The following is a 22,139-nucleotide window of genomic DNA, read 5'->3' on the forward strand; positions in this document are numbered from 1 at the left end:
TATTCCTTACCGGAAAATTTTAAAGTCATCACACCTACCTCTCGTCAATAGTTTTCTAGCCTTTCATCTCGTACTCACCATTCTTATAGACTTTATAGACACCCACAGTTCCCGAACCGCCATTCTGTTCAATGGCCTTCGAGGTCAGCGTAATGGTGTAGTAAGATCCTGCTTCGTCTTCTTTCAGTTCTCCGCCCAAGTCATCAAAGACAATATCTTCATTGTTTTTCATTTCCAATTGCTGCTTTAAATAAGAAATTGCAGCTTCTCCATCGGCAATGGCAGGATCACTCTCTTCATCGGTGGTCCCGGAAGTCTCTTTATTGTCAGCCGTTGTATCGGATGGATCATCTCCAGAATCATTCGACTCTTGCCCCACTTGGCTTTCACTTTCTTTTACAGAGGTTTGGGCTTCCTTCTCATCAGTCTTCTTTTGCTTTTCCGGAGCGTCTGAAACTCCTTCTCCATCTTCTGAGGTTGATTCCTCACTTGCTGCTGGCTGCTGTTCTGCCGCTGAATCACCGGAAGTATCACTGCATGCAGCCAAAAAGAATAAGAAAAAAGCAAGCAACCCTAGTATTCCCGTTCTGTTTGACATGTCTTCGTACAACTCCTTTTGAAAAATAGAACTTCTCATACATGCTCAGGTGTGTACACCTCATTGTCAAAATTATCATAAGTAAAAGTCTAAATCTACTCTGTCTACAAATCCCTGAATTAAACAAACCCTCCAAATTTCCAAAACTGATCTGCACCCCATCCCCTAATCGAATGATTGTTTGAACTCCCAGAAACCGGGTGTTTCTTTGATGACTCCTCTGGATACCGTCTCGACCATTTTTAATTTGATTTCCTGCTCCAAATCGTCTCTTTCCTGAAAAGAAGTATATTTGATAGATTTTTTTATTTTTGGTTCCATGTGGGTAATGAACTCGGTAATTAAATCGTGTTCTTGTTTCATCTTGTCACCTTTCCTTATAATATTTTTTCAACTTCGCGATTGCCTGCCTGTGAATTTTCGATATATTTTGGGAGGAGGTTTTCCTTATAGCAGCAACTTCTTTGATTTTTAATTGGTCCACATATATAAGTGCGAGCACCTCTTTTTGAAGCTTGCTTAATTGCTGAATGGCATCATACAACTTTTCATCCTGTATATGATCTTCCAATCTTTCACTATCTTTTACGATCTCTTCTACAGGATCAGTTGTTTCCTTGGAAATGATGTCGATCCATTCATCTTCCGAATCCGTTTCCTTGTCGGACAACGGCTGATTGAGTATCGTTAAATACTTTTCATAATACGTACGTGTTCGCTTATCAAAGTTGATCGAATTAAAATAGATCAAATTAGAAAAATACTTGGTCCATTTTGCCCGACGATAAAAATCACGGAATTTTTCGTCCAATCTTCTGCGGCTTTCTTCTGTTTTCTCCACCAGTGCTTTTTCCAATAGCTGTTTGTTTTCCTCGTTCAAAAAAAACGACTTGACCACCGGCTGCCTTGCAAAGGCATGATATCTTTCAAAAAACTCTTCTACGCTATCATGCTGATTGTTCGAGAAGCGCTCATATTCCATAGATGCATCCCTCCTACTATGTAAAGAGCATGAAACAGGATAAAAATAAACTAATTCACACAAAAATAAGAACATTTGTTCGCTTTTTTGTCATTATATCGCAATATTTGTTCCAGTTTCTAGTGTAAATATAACTATCTTGTTCTGGTTTACTTTTGCTATAAATCCTTCTCTTTTTAAATTTAAAGAGAAAAGAGAGGAGGAGGAAGGATGGATTCGACGCTTGTCCCTTCATTAGTGACACTTGTAAGCGATCTTGGATTTCCGGTGGTCATGGTATTATATCTTTTGTTCCGGTTCGAGAAACGGATAACTGCATTGGCCCAATCTATCGACAGGTTGAAAGAAGCGGTCAGTCAGGAAAAATGAATGTATGGATAAATGCCCATCTTATGCTCTTTGTTGGATAAACAGGCTACAAACTCCCCTCTCCTCAATAGAATGAATTAGAACTGATAAGGAGGGGAGAAATAGGATGAACAACGAAATTCAGGAATACCCTGCCCTAACCCCACAGGAATATTTTACAGAGGAACGCGGCAGGCCCTTTTACGGTCCGCGTCCGTTCTTTGGCCCGCGCCCATTCTTTGGTCCAAGACCTTTCTTCGGACCTAGACCGTTTTATGGAGGCTTCGGCTATCCGTTCCTTGGTGGTGTGGTGGGCGGACTTCTGGGAAGCTCACTGCTTTATCCGCCATATTACGGATATCCTCCGTATGGAGGCGGCTACTATTACTAAAAACAAGTTAGGGGAGACTGTTTCAGCCGAACAGTCTCTTTTATTTGGTTTGTGGATACATAGGAATTTTTTCGCTGGATGCCGCGATGCAGGTTGTAGATGAAGAATTGCATCTTATCTTTTCGAGTTGACGTTTTGTCTCCATCATGATGACAAGAAAGGAAAGCCACTCTATACTGGATTTAACAAATCGAACAAAAGGAGGGGAAATGGTGAAGGTGTTATTGGATGTGGATCGTCACCATGAAAGTACAACTGTCACGATCCAATGCAAGGAAATCGACGATTCGATTAAACAAATCCTCGATTTCCTGGAGAATAAAAAAACAAATTTTATTATCGGTAAAAATGGGGATGAACAACACATCTTGAAACCTGAAGATGTTTATTATTTTCAATCAGAACGGGATACAGTCCTGGCTGCAACCCCAGCAGGAATGTTCAAAGTTAAAGAAAAATTATATGAACTGGAGCAAACTCTTCCTAAGGACCGGTTTATTCGGATTTCCAAGTCGGTTATCGCAAATCTTTTTGAAATCAGCCACTTCGAACCATCCTTCAACGGCACACTCTGTGTCCACTTCAAATCCGGAGCGAAGGAATATGCTTCACGGCATTATGTCAGTAATATCCGATCTATTTTAAAAATGAACAGGAGGAATAAAAAGTGAAAACCTTTTTATTCAGAAGCTTGATTGGCATCTTTTTTGGTGCATTTATTGCTGTATTGGCTACTAATTCTCTAGTATATTTCGGAGATGAAAAGGTGCTCGACGGGGGCCTTTTCCTGAAAAATTCACTCGGTTCCATATTTTGTGGATGGTTGTTTTCTGTTACCCCGCTTTACTTTGAAATCAGGTCTTTATCGCTTTTTCAGCAGACCGGACTTCACTTCGTTACGGCCATGGTTGCTTACTTTGTACTTGCCTATCAAATTGGCTGGATTCCGGCCGGAACATCGAGTATCCTGTTATTCCTGGTAATAACGCTGGCTTTATATGCGGTGATATGGATTTGTTTTTACCTTTATTTCAAAAATCAATCCAGAAAGCTGAACGAGGAGCTACAGCATATTGAATAAGAATAACGCAGGGTGTCATGCTCACACCCTGATTTACTAAAAGACTATATTGGTTTTTATAAAAGCTATTGCCTTCTTTTCGGTATTGTCCATATATTTCACTGGTATACTGAAATTTAGCCTTTTCCCTTTCATCAAGGTGAAAGGGAAAAGCTTTAACGAATGGCATTCTCCTGGGTGCCTGGCTTTTCGATGAAGCTTTTGTTGTAGAAAAAGACACTCCGTTTATGCGAGAATCTGAATGGAATACTAATATAAAGTGAGGAGATCCAATGATCGCGAAGACTGAAGAAGATTTTAAGGGCTTAAGAGAAATCGGCAAAATTTGTGGATCGATACGAGATGAGTTAGTCCAATGCACCAAACCAGGAATCACTACAAAAGAACTCGATGAAATCGCGGGGGAACTTTTTGAAAAAGCAGGAGCTCATTCTGCCCCGAAAGGAGAATACGATTTCCCTGGATATACGTGTATTAGTATAAATGAAGAAGTAGCACACGGGATTCCGACGAATCGGGTTATTCAAGAAGGGGATCTCGTCAATGTCGATGTTTCAGGTTCGAAAAATGGCTATTTCGCTGATACCGGAATATCTTTTGTTGTTGGGAATGGAGAGGCGGTTTTACAGAAAATATGTGACGTGGCTAAAGAAGCATTCGATGCTGGGCTTAAGCATGCAAAACCAGGTTCGAAAAAAAGCGTGCTTGGAAAAACTGTACACAATGTAGCAAAACAGCATGGCTTAACAGTCATAAAAAACCTTACCGGACATGGTATCGGAACCTCCATTCACGAGGAACCGGAACATATTTTCAATTTCCACTCTCCTTGGGACGACGAAATGTTAAAAGATGGGATGGTAATTGCCTTCGAACCTTTCATCTCTACATTGGAAGAGGAGGTTTTCCAATCTGACGATGGATGGACCTTCCTGACCGACGAAAGCTTTGTTGCTCAATACGAACATACGATCATCCTCACAAAGGAAGGGCCGGTTATTACCACATTGTAAGGGAACGAAACCCAACCTACAAACAAAAAAACCGGGCGAATTCGAATAGCATTTAGACTTCGCCCGGTATGGCTTGGAAGACCAGGCTTTTTCCCGGGCAATTTTCTTTTACTTCATAATAGCGAGCGACCCCATGGGATCCCATGGCTTCAATACTACTGGCTCCTGTTCCCAGGCCTGCTTCAGCTCTTCTGATAAGTATTTTTTGTGTACGACTACCTGATAAGTGTATTCGTTCATCCATTCATCACTCATCACGAAGTAACCCTTGTCGCCTACTTTTTCTCCCCAACTATTCTCGACCTTCCATCGATTTGGTTTATTATCGACAAGATTGACCCCGGTCAACACCATGGCATGTGTCAAAAGGCCGTCTTTAAAGTCAAGCCGATCCGCTTTCGACATCCCTGGGGAGAAGCCGAATGCCTGCTCATAATCAAACAGAGCGGTGTCCATGATTCCGTCTTTTCGATTGGAGTCCTGACCGACATCACAGCCGAACCAGACACTTTCATTATCCTTTATTTGCTTGACGGCGAGATCTTTCAATGTTTCCATTTCAACATTCAAATAACGGATCGGTGTGCCATCGACCACGTTGCCCAGCCGGTCGACGGTATAGGTTTGCTCATATGGCTTATCTCCTGTCGGTGCATTGATGACACTTACATAATCATGAAGGTTTATCCCGATATATTTTTCGAAGAATGCGTGAGGTGTGATGCTTTCTTCCCTATGGAAGGCATGATCTTCATCCCTGAATTCAAAGTCAAATGTCTGAGGAGGCTCACCAAGGGTATAAACAAGCAAGGTATAAATGTCCGATAGCATACCCTCTTTTACTTGCTGCAGCTCCGCTTCCGGTTTGCCTTCTCCATGAAGTCTGCGCAACTCGGCCGCGTCCTTCCGCAAAGTGGCGTCCAACAACTGATTCAATTGAGCTGAATTGCTGCTGTGAAAGGTTTCCGGCATTACCTGTTTCGGGACCACCCCATATTTATCAATCAAGGATACGAACATATCCCATTGCCCGCCATCCTGCTGCGGTGTTTCCAACAGCCAGGAAACCAACCTTCCATCAAGTGGCTCCTCCACTGTATCGAGAATGTTTTCCAAAAAATAATTCGCCTTCTCAAACTTATCCCAGAAATTCGTATAATTTTGCGAAAGCTCAAAGTCCTTCAGATTAAACAAATCGTTCAATTTGTGTGTAAATGTGTTCAAAGCCGCAAACATCCAGCAGCGTCCGCTTTGCTTCTGGTTGGTCACTTTCCCCGTTTTGATTTCTTCCGAAAACACGTGATTCATCGATACAACGGAATCATTGTTTTGAACGGAAGCCTGGATACCGTTTTTCATAATCGCGTCTTTAATCACCTGGTTTTGCGGATAGTCATGGAGCTTTTTTGAAAAAGCTTCCACCAACACTTTATCGATTTTCTTGGTCATCTGTTTTTCCTCCCCCTTTTGTTATTCCTTCCATTATACGCCTTTTTTCTGGAAAAACGAAAGATTCAGAAAAAATACGATGCTTTCACCTGTTCCATGGTGTCTTCCCGAAGGTAGTTGATGCGCTTTTCCAATGTTAACCAAATAACTTGACACGGATATTGATGATAATATAAATTTTGAAAGCATACTATTTTTATAGGATTTATTTGTGTTAGAAAGAGAGCAGGATGATCGGTAGCTACATATGCTAACAAGAACACAAGACAGGGGGATTATGGATGGATATTTTATTTATTTTAACGAATATCATTGTATTACTGGCCATTATCGGTATTTTAATTACCATGCAACGCAAACACGTTTCCTTTACAAAACGGGTGTTTACGGGATTAGGGATGGGGATCGTCCTGGGTGCCATCCTACAATGGGTCTATGGAAGTGGCTCTGAAGTGCTTGCCACGACTGCGGATTGGTACAGTATCGTCGGCCGCGGCTATGTCAACTTTTTAATGATGATTGTAATTCCGCTCGTGCTGGTATCGATCATTCAATCGATTATTAATCTGGATAAATCAGCAGAACTGGGAAAAATGTCTGCTTGGATTATCGGTATTCTGATTACGACAACCATGGTAGCGGCTTTAGTCGGAATTGCTTCTGCCACTATTTTCGATCTTAATGCCGAACAAATCGAAGCAGGTCAAGCCGAACAGGATCGAGGTTCTTCTCTGGAGGCTACCTTGGACGACGTAGTGGAAACCCAATCTACACCCCAAAAGATATTGAATTTCATTCCGTCCAATATCTTCTTGGATATGACCGGACAGCGTTCGACCTCCGTCATCGCGGTCGTCATTTTTTCGGTCATCGTCGGAATCGCTGTCCTTGGCTTAAGACGGAAAAACCCTGAACAAGCCGAAATGTTTACCAAAATGGTAAATGCCGTCTATGCTGTAGTCATGAGGATCGTCACGTTGATTTTGCGTTTAACACCGTACGGAATTTTAGCTTTGATGGCAAATACAGTTGCTACTACCGATTTCGACGGCATTGTCGAACTGGGTAAATTCGTATTGGCATCCTATGCCGCACTGCTGACCATGTTTGTGATCCATTTGGTGTTGGTAGGGGTATTTGGATTGAATCCGATGACGTTTTTACGGAAAGTGATTCCGGTATTAGGCTTTGCCTTTACTTCCCGTTCCAGTGCCGGAACAATCCCATTAAATATTTCGGCACAGAAAAACTCTCTTGGTGTTGACCAGGGAATAGCGAATATTTCTGCTTCATTCGGAGCGACCATGGGACAAAACGGATGTGCGGGAATTTATCCAGCCATGCTGGCGGTTATGATCGCTCCGACTGTCGGAATCGATCCACTTGACCCATTATTCATTTTACAATTGGTCATCATCATCGGAATCAGTTCTTTCGGCATTGCTGGGGTAGGAGGCGGCGCAACCTTCGCAGCATTGATCGTGTTATCTTCCTTGAATATGCCAGTAGCATTAGCTGGGCTGTTGATCTCGATCGAAGCGTTCATCGATATGGGCCGAACCGCCTTGAACGTGAACGGCGCGATGGTATCCGGCACATTGACTTCACGCATTTTAGGCAAGCTCAATGTAAAGACCTATGATGACAAAACTGCGATCGATGACAGTCAATCCGTATAGTATGCATGGTAACGAGGGAGGCATCCTCCAACTGCCTCCCTCGTTTTTGTATTTATTTTTTTACCTCGTATAATAACGAACGTAGGAAGGATTGGCTGTAATATACAACCCGCTTTTGATCTGGTACATATAACCACCGCCAACGGGGAACCTGTCCCGGATAACGGTAAAAACTTCGCCTCTATTTACGACAACAGCCTTATCATCCCAATCTGCCGTATTGTAAGTCCATAAGGAATCTACAATAATCTCCACATATTTCTTCGTCCCGCTATCTCCTCCACTACTTTTAGGGATCAACCCGAATGCATTCGCGAGTCCTGCTACGTGTCCGCGGGCAATCCGGGTAAGAAATGCATTGGATTTAAGATTTGCTGCATCGGACGAATTGTCAATAAAACCATTTTCCGTCAATACTGCCGGCATGGCTGACTCCCGCAGCATGTGGAAGTTTGCTTCTTTTTTACCGCGGTCTCTATACCCCGTTTGGTCGACAACTGCATCATGAACAATTCCCCTCAGCCGGTTTGTTTCCGCTTTACCGGAATAACTTCCATTATACGTGTATGATTCAAATCCCGTCCCCCCACCGGCATTGATATGAACCGATACAAGGTAGTCGGCTCCCCAATTATTCGCCATGTTGGTCCTCTGGGTTAAAGAAACATCTTGATCAGTCGTGCGCGACAACATGACCGTGTGTCCTTCATACTCACTGTTCAAAATATCACGTATTTTCAGGGCAATCGCTAAAGTGAGATGTTTCTCTTGCAACCCGTTACCGGTAGCGCCAGGGTCACTGCCGCCATGACCCGGATCGATGAATATTTTTGTCATGCTCATCCTCCTCATATGATAAAACTATCCTTAATCCTTAACTAGAATTAGGAAAAAGCACCCATAAAGGGTGCTTCGGTTTAAATCCAACTTCGCCTATGGTGGCGGCAGCCACATCTGCCGCGTCCATGATCATTATTATCCGAAGCAGGACTGACCCGTCTGCATTGAGGATTGTTCAGGTCACTGCCACAATCATAATCCTCTACCACGGTTTCGTTTCTTTGATAATTTCTGACCGGGTAATAATTTTCGTTTCTGACAACGGTTCTGTTGACGTTTTCTACTTCGGTTGGATGGACATTCTTTACAACACGCTGTCTTGTTCTTGTATTGACTACTCTTTCTGTCGGATGAACAACCATCTCATCCCCTGCAGGAGAGGTTTCGCTCGGTGAAACGGCATTTTTCCGTTCATCATGGTGATAACGTCCCATTCTATTCCCTCCTTCCTTCTCGTGATAGTACATTGTATGAAAGAAATAACAGTTTGTCCTAGACAAGTATCTTGTCGAAAGAAAATGTGCACTTCTACTAAAGGGATGGGCCAAATAGATTTTGTCAGAAGTCCCTCAAACTTAAGATACTGTCTATGCGGAGGGATGGACTTAAGACTTCGATGGCCAGGAATCGAGACTGGACGAGTCTATTCCTCTTACTTGAAGGATCCAGGACTAAAGAAACGCGGATAGGGATTCAAAGAGCAAGGCCTGTCATTCACGTCGTTGACTGAATAAATAAGATGTACAGAAGCGATAATCAAGACCAGTTTAACAATGTTTTTTTCGATTGCTGCCTTCATTCATAAATGGGTACTACAAAGTAGCCGAGGGGCAAACATCCAAGTGGAAACACGGGTTAGGAAAAGGCAACTGTAGTATAATGGTTAAAACGAAGAGGATAGGAGTGTAGATTGATTGTGAAACAGATGAATGAATATATTGATCGCGTTTTCGTCCATAAAGACGAACTTCTCGAGGAGGTAACAGCGTCCATTAAGGCTAACGGCATGCCATCGATATCTGTTTCCCCGTCTTCTGGAAAACTGCTGACCATGCTCGTTTCCATTACCGGTGCGCAAAGTGTCTTGGAAATAGGCGCACTTGGTGGTTACAGTGGCATATGTCTGGCAAGAGGTTTCGGAAGTAGCGGAAAATTGACTTCCCTGGAGCTCGAGGAAAAGTACGCAAAATTGGCAGAAAACAATTTGGCTAAAGCTGGATTTGGCAACCAGGTCACTTATCTCACGGGACCAGCCCGGAAAAGCCTGGAGAAATTGGAAGAAAATCAACGACAATTCGATTTTTTCTTTATTGATGCGGATAAGGAAAACTACAAGCATTACTTGGACCATTGTATCAAGCTGGCTGAACCAGGCGCATTGATTGTGTCTGACAATGTTTTGGCTGGAGGTAGTGTAGTAGATGACACCTCGAAGAAAAAGCGTTATACAGAGGATATGAGACATTTCAACGAACTTGCGGCCAATCATCCACAACTGGAGTCCTTGCTCATTCCGATAGGAGATGGATTGACGGTTTCCAGAGTAAAAGAAAAATAGAGTGTGATCTCAATGTCCAGGAAGGTCCACAGCGGAATCGGGTGTTTCACTGCGGACTTTTCTTTTAACCGTTTTATTTGGTAATCTTGGCCAAGTTCCCATGTGTTAAAATGAAAGAAAAATCCACTTTTTCATTCTTCAAAAGCTCACACCTGATTAGGAGTGTTTCTATTGAATAAACGCTTGCTTTTATCTTTTTTAATCGTGTTTACCTTTACAGCTTGCGATAATGAGAATCAAACTTATAAGTTGTACACAGGAGAAAGCGAAAACTGGCAGGTCAGATATGAAACCTATCAAACTGAAGAAAACAAGCAGGAAACCTCATTTAGTATCTCCTATAAAGGAGAGGAACCGTTACCGGAAGAAAGGATTTCATATACTTTTGATTATGATGCCGGCAGGACAAAAGGTGAAGACACATTAAACGAAAACGGATTAATTGAAGGAAGCGGCAGTATGTGTGAAGGTTGTGCGCAATCAGAGGCAGAAGCAGTTGCATTTGAGATTGACTGGGGAGAAAAATCGGAAAAAATCACATTGACTCCTTGATATAAAGGAGGCCACGCTTGAAGTCTCTTCAAAACGCAGCTTCTTTATTGCATCACTCCCGGTAAATTCAAAGTACGGAGGAAGACAGATTCCCCCTGTAAGTTTTCCCGATGTAGCCCTAGATTGAGTATCCTTTTCACCTATAAATACAGAGTTTGCACCCAGGAAATTGCCGCAATAATAATCGCACCTGCAATTAACCAGATTCCCCAGCTTCTTTTTTTATTGAAGACATGTATTCCATTCACCAAAAACAAAGCAACAATAATCCAATTGGTGATGGCGAAAGGATTTTGATTATGCGAACCCCATAAAGATAAGTAAAAAATAAAAATCACAGTGGCTATCAAGATGGTTGTAATTATTTTAAGTGGCGTACTCAATAACTTAAATAGCATTTCATTGTTCCTTCCCGATGAGATTATTGTCCATACATCTACATTGGTGTGTGACTGCGAAAGATACAGATACCTTATCCTCTGTTAACCTAAGACAAATAAGCTGTACCTAGTCCCATTAACACTCCTGCAATGACAGCAGGAACTCCAGGTTATTAAATTATTAAGTAATCACAGGCTCTTTGTGGTGTGTAAATAGAAAATTATAGTGGATAATTATAATTAAGCGGGGTGTAGAACTTCCGGATAAATTCATTATAACATCGATGTGATGGCCATTGTTACCTTTGTTGTTATCTTATTGGCTGCATATTAGTTTGTTTATTTTCTCTATATCTTTTTTACTCGTTGCACAACTTGTTTGTCTGCTCCTGCATTTAGAGCAAAGATCGTTTTTTCACCCTTTTATTGATTCAGAGAGTACTAAACTCCTTGATATAAAGGAAGCCACGCTTGATACGTTATCAAACGTGGCTTGCCAATGAATTACTCCTCCCAAACATCCTAATCGAACAGGAGTCGATTTTTAATCTATAGACTCTTTTTACAACTTTTCCCCATCCGAGTTGATGACATCTTTGTACCAATAAAAGGACTTCTTCCGCTTCCTTTCTAACGTACCGCTGCCATCATCATGCTTGTCTACATAGATAAATCCATAACGCTTCGAATATTCGCCAGACGATGCACTAACCAGATCAATACAGCCCCAGCTTGTGTATCCCATCAGGTCCACACCGTCTTCGATTGCTTCGCCCATTTGTTCAATATGTTCGCGGAGGTACTCAATCCGATAATCATCGTTAATTGAACCATCCTCTTCTACTTTGTCATAAGCGCCTAAGCCATTTTCCACAATAAACAAAGGAACTTCATACCTTCCGTAAAGTTTGTTCAAGGAAATACGCAAACCTATCGGGTCAATTTCCCAGCCCCAGTCACTGGCTTTCAAGAATGGGTTCTTCACCCCTTGCATAATGTTGCCCTGGATTCCATCCAAGTCGGATTTGTCTTTCTTTTCAGTACGGGACATATAGTAACTGAATCCAATATAGTCTACAGTACCTTCTTTGATGATGTCGAGATCGCCTTCTTCCATTTCTAATTCAATCCCATGTTCTTTGAAATAGCGGTTGATAAAGGCCGGATATTCTCCTCTTACTTGTACATCTGCACAGAAATAGTTAAACAGTTCTTCTTCCTGGAGCGCATGCATGGCGTTCTCGGGATTACTGTCGTAAGCATATACGGGAGCGAAAATAATCATGCAGCCTATTTCCGCATCCGGCATCATTTCATGACACAATTTGACCGCTTTGGCACTGGCAACGAATTGATGATGAAACGCCTGGAAGGTCGGCTGATACTTGTCCTCTTCCTTTTGAATCGAGAAACCGAGCCCCATGATCGGCATCATCAAACCGCTGTTGATTTCGTTAAAAGTCATCCAATACTTCACTTTGCCTTGATAGCGGTTGAAGATTGCTTTTACGTATCTTTCAAAAAAGGTGACCACTTCCCTGCTTCTCCATCCGCCATATTCTTTCACCAAATGGACCGGCATTTCATAATGTGAAATCGTCACCACCGGCTCAATGCCATGCTTGTGTAATTCATCGAATACTCGATCGTAAAAGGCAAGGCCCTCTTCATTCGGCTCGAGCTCGTCGCCGTTAGGAAAAATGCGTGTCCATGCTATCGACATACGGAACACTTTGAAGCCCATTTCCGCAAACAAGGCGATATCCTCTTTGTAGCGGTGATAAAAGTCGATGGCTTCATGATTCGGGTAAAACTTTTCTGGATCAATCTCAAAATCGAAACCCGGATTGCTTATTAGCGATAATCTTTCTTTACCACCTGGTAGTACATCGGCAATATTCATTCCTTTATTACCTTCATGAAAACCGCCTTCAATTTGATTGGCAGCTGTTGCGCCGCCCCATAGAAATCCTTCTGGAAAACGTTTTGCCATTGTTTATTCCTCCAATTTTTCATTTATCAAAAATAATGACTGTAGTGTTCAATCCCCATATCACCTTATCAGTAAGAGGGGAGACCGGCCATTTTTACCAGCCTCCGCTACAGTATTACTTTATCTCGCTTTTGCTTCAAATAATACATCTTGAGCCTTTACTTCTTGTTCACTCGTCATTTTGATTTCGTAATGATCACAATTCGGAACCACTACAGGGGTGGTCAAGGAAAAGCCGTCTTCCCTTATGGCATCCAAATCGAATTCGATCAAGAGTTGACCTAATTCCACACGGCTTCCCTGTTCAATATGAGCTTCAAAGTGTTTTCCATTCAACTGTACCGTATCCATTCCGATGTGAATCAACACCTCTGCACCCTGGTCAGACAGGATGCCAATGGCATGATTGCTTGGAAATAAAGCGGAAATGGTACCGGAAACTGGCGCATAAACTTTTCCTTCTGACGGTTCAATCGCAATCCCTTCTCCTAACGAGCCAGATGCGAAAGCTGTATCCTCAATATCAGCCAGGTTTCTTACCTCTCCATTTAGAGGGCTGAAAATCGTTTCGTCGTTCACTTTTTCTTCCCCTGCGGCTATCTCTCCCCGGGAAGAATCACCGGAAGACGCCGTGTTCTCCAATCCTGCTGTGCTTTCTTCTATTTTGTTGACGCTGCCGAAGAAGTAAGTTAAAACGAAAGCCAAAACCGCGCCGACTCCTACTGCACCCAATGCACCTATGGCCGCTGTGTTGAGTCCTTCTTCCGGATGAATAAAGGAAGGATACTGGAACACTCCCAGTCCGCCCATGACATAAGCTTGGGTACCAAACATCCCCAGGATTCCTCCGCCTATTGCCGAGGAAATAATCGTAAAAATAAACGGTTTCTTAAGCGGAAGTGCGATACCATACATCCCCGGCTCTGTTACTCCGAAGATAGCAGAAATAATGGCCGGTACACTTAATGTCTTCGTATTTTGGTTTTTTGTTCGTAGCCAAACAGCGAATATCGCTGCTGCAAGTGCGAAGGAATGGACAAAAATCAATGCCAAAATCGGGTCGATGCCGCCTACCGCAATATTGTTCATCGCGATTGGAACGAGTCCCCAATGCAGACCGAACATGACAAACACCAGCCAGAAACCCCCAAGGAAAATTCCCGCAATAACTGGACTAAGATCATAAGCCCAAATGGTTGCCTGACCGATCAACTGACTTGCCCAGGTCGCAATCGGACCGATTATAATAAAAGTCAAAGGGATAATAATCAATAAAGTAAACATTGGAACCAAAAACATTTTTACAACGGACGGTACAATTTTCTTAAGGAAACGTTCCACCTTAACCGCAAAGAATGCCGAGACAATGATCGGGATAACCGACATCGAGTAGGTCATCAAAATGACCGGAATACCAAAAAATTCAATATACACCGGTGATTCAAACATGGTTCCCGAAAACAATGTGTATAAAGGGTCACCCGAAGCCGGAATTCCTTCCAAATCGGGATAAACCAGTGCCATCGCGATAACCATTCCCAAGAACGGTGTACCGCCGAATTTTTTCATCGCTGTATAGCCTAGTAGGATCGGTAAGAAATAAAACAAACCGTCTCCGATGGCATTCAAAATTTGGTAGGTTCCGCCTTCCTCGTTCAGCCAGCCAAGTGCCACAAACAGAGCATTGAACCCTTTGATCATACCAGAAGCCGCCAATACTCCCAGTATCGGGGTGAAAATGCCGGAAATCATATCGATAAACCGGTTGAACAGACTTCCTTTCTCTTCCTCTTCCTCACCGGTTACTTCTTTTTGTGCCTGGAAACCGCCTTCTTCGACTACAGCTTGATAAACATCCGCTACGTGATTTCCGATGACGACCTGATACTGCCCGCCGCTTTTTCGAACTGTCACAACGCCATCCATGTTTTTCAACGTTTCTGTATTCGCTTTTCCTTCATCTTTCAATTTGAAGCGAAGGCGTGTGATACAATGAACGACACTGTTAACGTTTTCTTTTCCGCCGACATTTTCGATTATGTCTTTCGCCAATTGATTGTATTTCATCGTGATTCCCCCTGTCTTTCCCTCATAATTTTGCAAATAAAAAACCTGAACCGTTTTGAACAGACACATAGCGATGCGTCGCTCAAATCGATTCAGGTTATGCCCAAGATAGGTAACATTCCTAAATTGTTTATGATATTGTTTGCGTTTACACGTTTAATTTACCACTCTTTTTTGAGGGTGTCAATAATAAAGTTAAGCGATTTCACAACTTTACCTCTTATGACTTTCAAAAGAAGCAACTTCTGAAAGCTCTTTGGGATTATGCTGGACAACATAACTTTCCATTAACGGATAGAAAGGTACCGGGTAATATCCCCGGTACCTTCTCAAACCGATATCAGAGGATTTCTATATATCCTTCCGTACCGTTCACCCTGATTCTTTGTCCATCTTGAACCAGCTTCGTAGCGTCTTCCACTCCGACGACTGCCGGCAAGCCATATTCCCTTGCAATCACCGCTCCGTGGGTCATCAGTCCGCCAACTTCGGTGACGAGAGCTTTTATCGTTACAAATAAAGGTGTCCAGCTCGGATCTGTATAAGCAGTGATCAAAATATCACCATCTTCCAACTCCGCCTCTTCCATATCCATGAAGACCCGCGCTCTCCCTTCTACTACTCCGGAAGAAACCGGTAAGCCCGGCAAGGCTTGATCAGGAAGATTTTCTCTTTCATATTCACCTGCGATGACTTCTCCCTCGGAAGTGAGCACGCGTGGCGGGGTTAGTTTTTTATACCGTTGGTAGTCTTTTTTGCGTTGGATGATGAGTCGGTAATCCAAATGACGTGTGGTCGCTGCTTCGAGCAGTTCTTCAAAATAAAGATAGAAAATGTCTTCTTTTTCATGAATGATATTGGCTGCGACAAGCTGTCCGGCTTCTTTCCATAAAGCCCGCTTATACACATAGTAGCGACTTATCATCCCATATTTGGGATATTCCCGGTAGCCGATGGAACCTCGGAGCAATCTGATCATCCGCTTTGTCTTTTCGGCCTTTTTTTCACCATCAGGTAATTGTTTTAATCGATCTAGCAGCTCTTGTTCTTTTTTCAAAGCCAATTGTCGTCCTTGCTCGAATTTCCTTGTGCCAGCGCCATGTTCAAAGTTACGAACATTACTGAGAATCATCGGAATGAGGATGGATGGTTTTTCACGCCAACGCGTTTTCGTTATATCGATTTCACCGGGACATCGCATTCCATACTTGTCGAGGTAAGCATTGATAGCATCTTTGGCTTCCTGCCCCCCATTAAACGTAGCCAGTTCATCTAAAAAGCTATCGTCTTTTACATCCTCCAGATACCGGATGATTGCCGGATAAGGACGGATAACGTCTGCGACCTCCATCAGCTCCAAGCCCATTTCTGAAGTGACATTGTTTGGTACAGATAAAGAAAGCGTATCTGCTACGCTCTTTTCGCCCAACCACTCGTTCATTTTTTCGTTAAGCCACGCGGAAGCATTCATCGCCCCATTGATCACACGCAATCCTTCAGGGTCAAACAGGTTCTTCTTTAGTTGCTGGATATCCTCTAAAACAAAACGGAATAAGTCCGCTCCTGTTTTCGTTTGGATTGTTTGCTTTAACATTTCTATTGACTTTTGCTGCCGCTCCATCAATTGAGGAACGATAGACGGTTCGTCTTCGAAGTTCACCGGCATATTGCTGCCTTCCGACTTTTTTTCTTGTTGATCGTTTGGTCTGGGTTGGATGAAACCTTCCCGTTCCACCACCTTTGTGAGAGCGTCTTTTGTGAGCGGCTCTGATTGTCCTATGGTGTTCAGCAATGTTTCTCTTTGGGAAGGGGTAGCCAAAGCCTGTGTACAATCAACAAACAGTCTTCCGCCCGCCTCGAACATGGGGGCATTCGTCGTCAGCAGAAACAAAGAGATCCCTAACGGTTTCATCGCATCGGTCATCATTTGTTGATGGCCGACAGATAGAAAGACATGATTTTCTTGATCACCTGTTTCGGGGATCGGGTATAAAGTCGTTATCGGTCTACTTTGAAGTATATAGAGGGCACCCTCCACATAACACCATTCAATATCCTGGGGACAGCCAAAGTATGCCTCAATTTTTCTGCCGATTTTTTCAAGTTCTAAAACCTGCTCATCTGTCAGAGTGGAAAGATTTTGTCGCGGAGGTTCCACTTTCCTTCGCTGCGTTCCGCCTTCTTTCCGTCCGTATATAGCCAACTTTTTGTTAGAAATCTTCTTCTCCACAATCTCCCCTTCCCGCACTTTATAATTGTCCGCCGACACGAAACCAGAGACAAGCCCCTCCCCCAGTCCAAAACCGGCATCGATCGATACCAGTTTTCGATTAGAGGTGACAGGATCAGCAGTAAATAATATCCCTGAAGACTGTGGAAAAACCATTTGCTGAATGATAACGGATAAATACACTTGGCCGTGCCCGAAACCATTCTGCATACGATAAATGACAGCACGCTCCGTGAACAGGGAAGCCCAACATTTTCTGATATAATGCAATATTGATTCTTGTCCTTTTATATTTAGATACGTTTCTTGTTGACCTGCAAAAGAAGCGTCTGGCAAATCTTCAGCAGTGGCACTGGACCGCACTGCATATGCTTGTTCAACACCCAAAGATACGAGACATTCAACAATATCCTTTTCGATCCTCTTCTCGATTTCGATTTCTTCAATCAGCTCGCGGATTTCCTGGCTGATTTTCCTGATTTCTTCTCGTTCCTCCATGTTCCGATCTGCTAATTGATTCAGCAATTGATGAAACGTCTGATTTTCCCTAAAAACTTTTTTAAAAGCTTCGGTGGTTACGCAAAATCCTTCCGGTACGTGTATCCCTTCCAGTTTCGAGCATTTGGCCACGTTCATCGCTTTGCCACCGACCATCTTTCGTTTGGTGTTGTCGATGTCTTGAAATCTCAAAACATAAGCATCCATCACATTACCTCCTCTGTTTCTCGTCCAAGCGTTTTTCTTTTTCCGTGTCAATCCCTATTCCTCATCTATGGTTTCAAACGTCGTTTCGTTATCCGGCGAGACAACGTGAATGTAACCATCCCGCAATACACTTCGTAAAAAAGGGCTCGGTTGCCCGACACTATAAAACTGCAAATAATGCATAGCTCTTGTACAAGCCGTGTAAAATATTCTCCGCAAGCTCTCATCTCCATAGACATCCTCCGAAGCATCATAAATAATGACAGCATCGAATTCGACTCCCTTGGACAAATATGCCGGAAGCACAACGACTCCTTGCTCATATGTCGCCGAATTACTCTTCAACAGATTGATCCCTTCGATGGTTGACAAGGATTCATATGCTTTTGCGCTTTCCTCAGCCGATTTGCATATGATGGAAATACTTTTATATCCCTTCCTTTGCAACGCAGTTATTTGGGAGGCAATACAGGTATGCAGTTCTACTCGATTTTCTACTCGTTTGAAACAAGGTCGTTCCCCAGCACGTTCAAAAGGAATTATCTCTCCACCGTTCGGAACAATTTTCCGTGTACATTCAATAATCGGCTTGGTAGATCGGTAACTCCTCGCTATATTCACCAATTCTGTTTTGTCCGGACCGAAAAGGCGGGTAAGCATGTCGAAATCAACCCTTCCATCGGCATGAGCGAATATGGCCTGATTAAAGTCGCCAAGCACTGTCATCCTTGCTGCGGGGAATAAACGCTTCAGAAACTCAAATTGAAAAGGGGTATAATCCTGAGCCTCATCAACGACGAGATGTTTGATCGAGCTGTTCGTCTGAAAGCCCTGAATCAACTCTTTTAGAAATAGAAATGGCGTGGCATCTTCATAAAATAGTTTGTCTTCATCCAGCATTTCCCGTGTAACCTTGCAAATAGTCGACCACTCCGCTAAATTTGCTCCTTCAAAGAATTGATCGGAATCTGCAAAAAGCTGCCTGTAAATTCCTTTAAAGTCAATGAAATGGTACGAGCTGACTTTTTTTCGCAGCGGTTTCCACTTTTGGTGAACCATCAACCTTGCAAGTGCTTCTGGATCGACCTCATAGTGGTCGACCGCTTCTCGTTTTAACCCTTGTTTTTCCGCTAAGAAAGTTCGTGCCTCCTGGTACTCTTCGTCGCTTAGTAGTTCGATTTCTTCCTGCACCCACGGCTTTTTCCTTTCGGCCTTTTGAGTTTCTTTTATTTTTTTCATCAGCCAATCCTTCAATTTTTCAAGTCTGTTAGGAATACGAAGAGAAGTGTCCTCATTATAAAATCTTTCTTCTATTTGTCGTGCAGTAATGATTGTTTCCCCTCTGAAGGCAATATCCAGAAAGAGCAGCCCAGTCCGTTCCAGAGAATGGCTGTACGTTTGGACCGCCTCGACAAAGCTTGCAGATCCTTTCAAACGAATACCCGCGAGCCTTGTCTGGTAAGAAGAAGTATGATCAGCCGTCAAAACATATTCTAATTGGTCATAGGGATTTTCTACTTGAAACTGTTCACTCAAACGGTGATTCAGATATTCCTGGAAGGTAACTTGTTGCATATTTTCTTCCCCAAGTTCCGGCAACACACTGGACACATAACTGCTGAACATCGCATTAGGTGAAAAAAGAATGATTTGATCAGCATGTAAACGATCTCGATATTTATAGAGCAAATAAGCAATCCGTTGCATGGCGGCAGATGTCTTGCCGCTTCCAGCCGGCCCATGAACAACGAGCAGTCTTCCTTGGTCATGGCGGATTATATAGTTCTGCTCCTGTTGAATGGTCGCTACTATATTGTGCATTTGTTTATCAGTACCTTGGCCCAGAACCTCCTGTAAAATCTCATCCCCTATGGTAAGACCCGTATCGAATAGTGATTCAAGAACACCCCGACGAATAAGGTATTGCCATTTTTTCTTCAATTCCCCCCGGACATCTCCTTCGGGGGCTCGATATTTCGCCGGGCCAGGCTGATAATCGTAGTAAACACTTGCAACCGGCGCCCTCCAGTCGTAAATCAAAAAGTTTTCGCCGCTATCGTCTCTAAGCGAGGAAATACCGATATAAATCTCTTCCACCTCAGAAGACCCTTCTTCTTTAAAATCAATACGGCCAAAGTAGGGAATGTCCTGCATACGGCGCAGCGTCGACAACCGCTTGGAAGCATGCCGATGGATACTCTGGGTTACCGACAAGGCCTGTGCCTCTTGCCTCAAGCCAATGATGGTTTCCAGGTAATCATCAAAGGTCTCGGTGTTCACTTTTACTTCGTCCCAGAAGTGTTTCCTGATATGAACAACCTCTTGTTTTCGCCTGGATGTTTCTGTTTCGAGTCTGTCAGCTTCCTCTGAAAGCGTCTTTTGGACTTTGGCTAAACGTATCTGCTCCTGCTGAAAATCCAATCCCATAGCAACACTCCTTAATTTTTTATAAAAGGGTTGACTAATGCATTGTGTGAGTTGTATAATTAAAATAGAGATAGTGTGTTTTATTAATATAAACAACAATACATACTTATTTAAGTTACCATAAAAGCTAAGAGGATTCAATGGTTTTTGTGATATCATTGGATTTTTTTCGTTCAATAAAAGAGAGCGGGATTTCATGTGCACGTGAAATCCCGCTCTCTTTTGAGTTTACTTTTCTGCTAATAAGAATGACAAACAAATTGTTTACAACAATGATTTGATTCCAAATAACTTCGTAATACACTTTAAAATAAAAAAATCCCCGGTTTAAATCGGGGATTTTCTTTTTATAGTTCATATTCCACTTGTTGTTTTTCCGTTAACGTTTCATACGATTCTGCATCCATGGATTCACCGAAGATTATTTTCACCGACTCGACTTCTTCTGGATTTCCTTTATACAGCAGTCCTACTGTTCCATCTTTTTTCACATTGCCATAGTAGATAGTATCCATATCATGATCATCGGAAATAAAGTCATTCATCATCGCATCCAATTGCTCCCCATTGGATATAACGACATTTTGAATGCCATACCAATCGATATCCTTGTCTTCTGTGTTCTCACTTTTATAAGCAATTTGAATATAATTCAACTTTTCTGGAGCAGTGTTTTCTAAACCGTACATCGATAAGTAATCTATCATCGTTTCCTGAACATCTGTTATTTGAAACAATTTGATATCTTTCACCGTGACTTTGATTGGACTGATATCCACCGTTTCATTAACATCCTTGATCTTCATCAATTCGATTGTACCAGTATCTGGTTCGTCAATCGTTTGTCCGACCGTTGTCAAAATGTAATTTCCATTCTCATCTTTCTCTACTTTGGGAATGTCCTCTCCTTCTGGGGATTTTTCACTTGTTTCCTCATCAGCGTCTTCATCTTCAGCTGCATCCTGATTCGATACTTCTTCTTGATCGCTCGCTGCGGCTTCGCCTTTTGGATCTTCTGTTCCAGACGTACTATCTGCATTTCCACATGCCGATATGATCAATAACATTATTGCGGTGATTGCAATCCAAACCAACTTTTTCACTAATATGCCTCCATTTTCCCCTAATCATGAATCACCAATTTACTAATTCAGCAAATTGATTCTTGAATGTTGTATTACTCTGTCTCCATATCTTCCAGTGCATCAGGATAAACCACTTCGTCGAACTTATCCCCGGATTCTTCATCTTGGACAGCAATGGTAACGGAATATTCATCTGGATCGGCTCCATCAAACAACTGATACATCATCCCTGCCATTCCAAGGGACATGGTTGCAAATCCATCCATACTGTTTTCATAATCAGATTTATTAACAATCATGGTGAAGGCAGAAAAATCATTATTATGCTTAATATCTTTAATAGAAACATAATCTTCGCTGTTTTTCGTTTCTTCGATACTATCCTTGAGGCTCTCTTCCATTTCGCCCATCAATTCTTTATGCGTCGACTTAGACATTTTATAAGTAACTGATCCATCGTCGTTTTTTGTAACTTTTTTAATTCCATCTTCTTTTGCTTCTGTTTCCAAATCCTCGATGCTTTCTCCCTCTACCATCGAAGCGGGAAGGGTGATTTCCACATTCAGCAAACCTTTGTCGACATTAACTGACTCACTGTTATCTTTATCCGTTTCTTCTGTGTTGGCTGACGCCTCTTCGCTCTTTCCTTCGTCTCCGCTCTCTGAAGAACAAGCAGCGAGTAGTACAAGTGCAAAAAACATCATGATAATAAACTTTTTCATTTTTATTGACCCCTTACTTTTTAAAATATAACTCCCTTT

Annotated in this window: 21 protein-coding genes; 8 read left to right on the top strand and 13 right to left on the bottom strand. The window is 42.5% G+C overall.

Going from position 1 to position 22,139, the window contains the following annotated elements; all coding sequences use genetic code 11:
- Positions 1–55 precede the first annotated feature (55 nt).
- From F6X55_RS05030 to F6X55_RS05040, 3 genes are all read right to left on the bottom strand, one after another.
- Positions 56–598, bottom strand: a complete 543-nt coding sequence (locus F6X55_RS05030; RefSeq protein ID WP_153462241.1) for a nucleotide exchange factor GrpE — start codon at positions 596–598, stop codon at positions 56–58.
- Positions 599–763: 165 nt separating this feature from the next.
- On the bottom strand, positions 764–961 hold the full coding sequence (locus F6X55_RS05035; protein ID WP_026571608.1) for a hypothetical protein: 198 nt from the start codon (positions 959–961) through the stop codon (positions 764–766).
- Positions 962–965: 4 nt separating this feature from the next.
- The gene (locus F6X55_RS05040) at positions 966–1,580 is read right to left on the bottom strand and encodes a sigma-70 family RNA polymerase sigma factor (RefSeq protein ID WP_026571609.1); all 615 of its coding nucleotides are present in this window, start codon (positions 1,578–1,580) and stop codon (positions 966–968) included.
- A gap of 210 nt (positions 1,581–1,790) precedes the next feature.
- On the opposite strand from F6X55_RS05040, the gene F6X55_RS05045 reads away from it, so the two are divergent.
- The 5 genes from F6X55_RS05045 (at position 1,791) to map (ending at position 4,413) form a co-directional block, all read left to right on the top strand.
- On the top strand, positions 1,791–1,949 hold the full coding sequence (locus F6X55_RS05045; protein WP_081704568.1) for a YvrJ family protein: 159 nt from the start codon (positions 1,791–1,793) through the stop codon (positions 1,947–1,949).
- Between the two features lie 106 nt (positions 1,950–2,055).
- Positions 2,056–2,319 carry a hypothetical protein gene (locus F6X55_RS05050; RefSeq protein ID WP_237648600.1) on the top strand — a complete coding sequence of 88 codons (264 nt, stop codon included), beginning with the start codon at positions 2,056–2,058 and terminating at the stop codon, positions 2,317–2,319.
- Between the two features lie 212 nt (positions 2,320–2,531).
- Positions 2,532–2,990 carry a LytTR family DNA-binding domain-containing protein gene (locus F6X55_RS05055; protein ID WP_153462243.1) on the top strand — a complete coding sequence of 153 codons (459 nt, stop codon included), beginning with the start codon at positions 2,532–2,534 and terminating at the stop codon, positions 2,988–2,990.
- Positions 2,987–3,400: a DUF3021 domain-containing protein gene (locus tag F6X55_RS05060; RefSeq protein WP_026771713.1), complete on the top strand. Its 414-nt coding sequence runs from the start codon at positions 2,987–2,989 to the stop codon at positions 3,398–3,400. The genes F6X55_RS05055 and F6X55_RS05060 overlap by 4 nt, the downstream gene beginning before the upstream one ends.
- A 272-nt stretch (positions 3,401–3,672) precedes the next feature.
- The gene (gene map / locus F6X55_RS05065; RefSeq protein WP_153462245.1) at positions 3,673–4,413 is read left to right on the top strand and encodes a type I methionyl aminopeptidase; all 741 of its coding nucleotides are present in this window, start codon (positions 3,673–3,675) and stop codon (positions 4,411–4,413) included.
- A gap of 108 nt (positions 4,414–4,521) precedes the next feature.
- On the opposite strand, the gene F6X55_RS05070 is transcribed toward map, so the two are convergent.
- Positions 4,522–5,862 carry a C1 family peptidase gene (locus F6X55_RS05070; protein WP_153462246.1) on the bottom strand — a complete coding sequence of 447 codons (1,341 nt, stop codon included), beginning with the start codon at positions 5,860–5,862 and terminating at the stop codon, positions 4,522–4,524.
- A gap of 281 nt (positions 5,863–6,143) precedes the next feature.
- Between F6X55_RS05070 and F6X55_RS05075 the strand changes: the two genes are divergently transcribed.
- On the top strand, positions 6,144–7,541 hold the full coding sequence (locus F6X55_RS05075) for an L-cystine transporter (protein ID WP_026571615.1): 1,398 nt from the start codon (positions 6,144–6,146) through the stop codon (positions 7,539–7,541).
- A gap of 60 nt (positions 7,542–7,601) precedes the next feature.
- On the opposite strand, the gene F6X55_RS05080 is transcribed toward F6X55_RS05075, so the two are convergent.
- Positions 7,602–8,378, bottom strand: a complete 777-nt coding sequence (locus tag F6X55_RS05080; RefSeq protein ID WP_026571616.1) for an N-acetylmuramoyl-L-alanine amidase — start codon at positions 8,376–8,378, stop codon at positions 7,602–7,604.
- 80 nt (positions 8,379–8,458) lie between these two features.
- Positions 8,459–8,815, bottom strand: a complete 357-nt coding sequence (locus F6X55_RS05085; RefSeq protein WP_153462248.1) for a CotD family spore coat protein — start codon at positions 8,813–8,815, stop codon at positions 8,459–8,461.
- Between the two features lie 482 nt (positions 8,816–9,297).
- On the opposite strand from F6X55_RS05085, the gene F6X55_RS05090 reads away from it, so the two are divergent.
- The gene (locus tag F6X55_RS05090; protein WP_153462412.1) at positions 9,298–9,939 is read left to right on the top strand and encodes an O-methyltransferase; all 642 of its coding nucleotides are present in this window, start codon (positions 9,298–9,300) and stop codon (positions 9,937–9,939) included.
- Between the two features lie 171 nt (positions 9,940–10,110).
- The gene (locus tag F6X55_RS05095) at positions 10,111–10,491 is read left to right on the top strand and encodes a hypothetical protein (RefSeq protein ID WP_153462250.1); all 381 of its coding nucleotides are present in this window, start codon (positions 10,111–10,113) and stop codon (positions 10,489–10,491) included.
- Positions 10,492–10,631: 140 nt separating this feature from the next.
- Here the strand turns inward: F6X55_RS05095 and F6X55_RS05100 are convergent, their stop codons facing one another.
- From F6X55_RS05100 to F6X55_RS05130, 7 genes are all read right to left on the bottom strand, one after another.
- The gene (locus F6X55_RS05100; RefSeq protein WP_153462251.1) at positions 10,632–10,889 is read right to left on the bottom strand and encodes a hypothetical protein; all 258 of its coding nucleotides are present in this window, start codon (positions 10,887–10,889) and stop codon (positions 10,632–10,634) included.
- Positions 10,890–11,433: 544 nt separating this feature from the next.
- Positions 11,434–12,864, bottom strand: a complete 1,431-nt coding sequence (locus F6X55_RS05105; protein WP_153462253.1) for a glycoside hydrolase family 1 protein — start codon at positions 12,862–12,864, stop codon at positions 11,434–11,436.
- A gap of 120 nt (positions 12,865–12,984) precedes the next feature.
- Positions 12,985–14,931, bottom strand: a complete 1,947-nt coding sequence (locus F6X55_RS05110; RefSeq protein WP_026771720.1) for a beta-glucoside-specific PTS transporter subunit IIABC — start codon at positions 14,929–14,931, stop codon at positions 12,985–12,987.
- A gap of 340 nt (positions 14,932–15,271) precedes the next feature.
- Entirely contained in the window at positions 15,272–17,866 is a 2,595-nt protein-coding gene (ppsA, locus tag F6X55_RS05115) for a phosphoenolpyruvate synthase (RefSeq protein WP_153462255.1), read from the bottom strand.
- Positions 17,867–17,920: 54 nt separating this feature from the next.
- The gene (gene helD, locus F6X55_RS05120) at positions 17,921–20,293 is read right to left on the bottom strand and encodes an RNA polymerase recycling motor HelD (RefSeq protein ID WP_153462256.1); all 2,373 of its coding nucleotides are present in this window, start codon (positions 20,291–20,293) and stop codon (positions 17,921–17,923) included.
- Positions 20,294–20,640: 347 nt separating this feature from the next.
- The gene (locus F6X55_RS05125) at positions 20,641–21,396 is read right to left on the bottom strand and encodes a hypothetical protein (RefSeq protein WP_153462259.1); all 756 of its coding nucleotides are present in this window, start codon (positions 21,394–21,396) and stop codon (positions 20,641–20,643) included.
- 74 nt (positions 21,397–21,470) lie between these two features.
- Positions 21,471–22,100, bottom strand: a complete 630-nt coding sequence (locus F6X55_RS05130) for a hypothetical protein (RefSeq protein ID WP_153462261.1) — start codon at positions 22,098–22,100, stop codon at positions 21,471–21,473.
- Positions 22,101–22,139 lie beyond the last annotated feature (39 nt).

It is taken from the genome of Sediminibacillus terrae (assembly GCF_009602435.1).
Classification (GTDB): domain Bacteria; phylum Bacillota; class Bacilli; order Bacillales; family Amphibacillaceae; genus Sediminibacillus; species Sediminibacillus terrae.

What these genes read in the sequence shown, in the direction of transcription:
- F6X55_RS05030 (WP_153462241.1), bottom strand. Translation starts at nt 598, where the DNA reads ATGTCAAACAGAACGGGAATACTAGGGTTGCTTGCTTTTTTCTTATTC.
- F6X55_RS05035 (WP_026571608.1), bottom strand. Translation starts at nt 961, where the DNA reads ATGAAACAAGAACACGATTTAATTACCGAGTTCATTACCCACATGGAA.
- F6X55_RS05040 (WP_026571609.1), bottom strand. Translation starts at nt 1,580, where the DNA reads ATGGAATATGAGCGCTTCTCGAACAATCAGCATGATAGCGTAGAAGAG.
- F6X55_RS05045 (WP_081704568.1), top strand. Translation starts at nt 1,791, where the DNA reads ATGGATTCGACGCTTGTCCCTTCATTAGTGACACTTGTAAGCGATCTT.
- F6X55_RS05050 (WP_237648600.1), top strand. Translation starts at nt 2,056, where the DNA reads ATGAACAACGAAATTCAGGAATACCCTGCCCTAACCCCACAGGAATAT.
- map (WP_153462245.1), top strand. Translation starts at nt 3,673, where the DNA reads ATGATCGCGAAGACTGAAGAAGATTTTAAGGGCTTAAGAGAAATCGGC.
- F6X55_RS05070 (WP_153462246.1), bottom strand. Translation starts at nt 5,862, where the DNA reads ATGACCAAGAAAATCGATAAAGTGTTGGTGGAAGCTTTTTCAAAAAAG.
- F6X55_RS05075 (WP_026571615.1), top strand. Translation starts at nt 6,144, where the DNA reads ATGGATATTTTATTTATTTTAACGAATATCATTGTATTACTGGCCATT.
- F6X55_RS05080 (WP_026571616.1), bottom strand. Translation starts at nt 8,378, where the DNA reads ATGACAAAAATATTCATCGATCCGGGTCATGGCGGCAGTGACCCTGGC.
- F6X55_RS05085 (WP_153462248.1), bottom strand. Translation starts at nt 8,815, where the DNA reads ATGGGACGTTATCACCATGATGAACGGAAAAATGCCGTTTCACCGAGC.
- F6X55_RS05100 (WP_153462251.1), bottom strand. Translation starts at nt 10,889, where the DNA reads ATGCTATTTAAGTTATTGAGTACGCCACTTAAAATAATTACAACCATC.
- F6X55_RS05105 (WP_153462253.1), bottom strand. Translation starts at nt 12,864, where the DNA reads ATGGCAAAACGTTTTCCAGAAGGATTTCTATGGGGCGGCGCAACAGCT.
- F6X55_RS05110 (WP_026771720.1), bottom strand. Translation starts at nt 14,931, where the DNA reads ATGAAATACAATCAATTGGCGAAAGACATAATCGAAAATGTCGGCGGA.
- ppsA (WP_153462255.1), bottom strand. Translation starts at nt 17,866, where the DNA reads ATGGATGCTTATGTTTTGAGATTTCAAGACATCGACAACACCAAACGA.
- helD (WP_153462256.1), bottom strand. Translation starts at nt 20,293, where the DNA reads ATGGGATTGGATTTTCAGCAGGAGCAGATACGTTTAGCCAAAGTCCAA.
- F6X55_RS05130 (WP_153462261.1), bottom strand. Translation starts at nt 22,100, where the DNA reads ATGAAAAAGTTTATTATCATGATGTTTTTTGCACTTGTACTACTCGCT.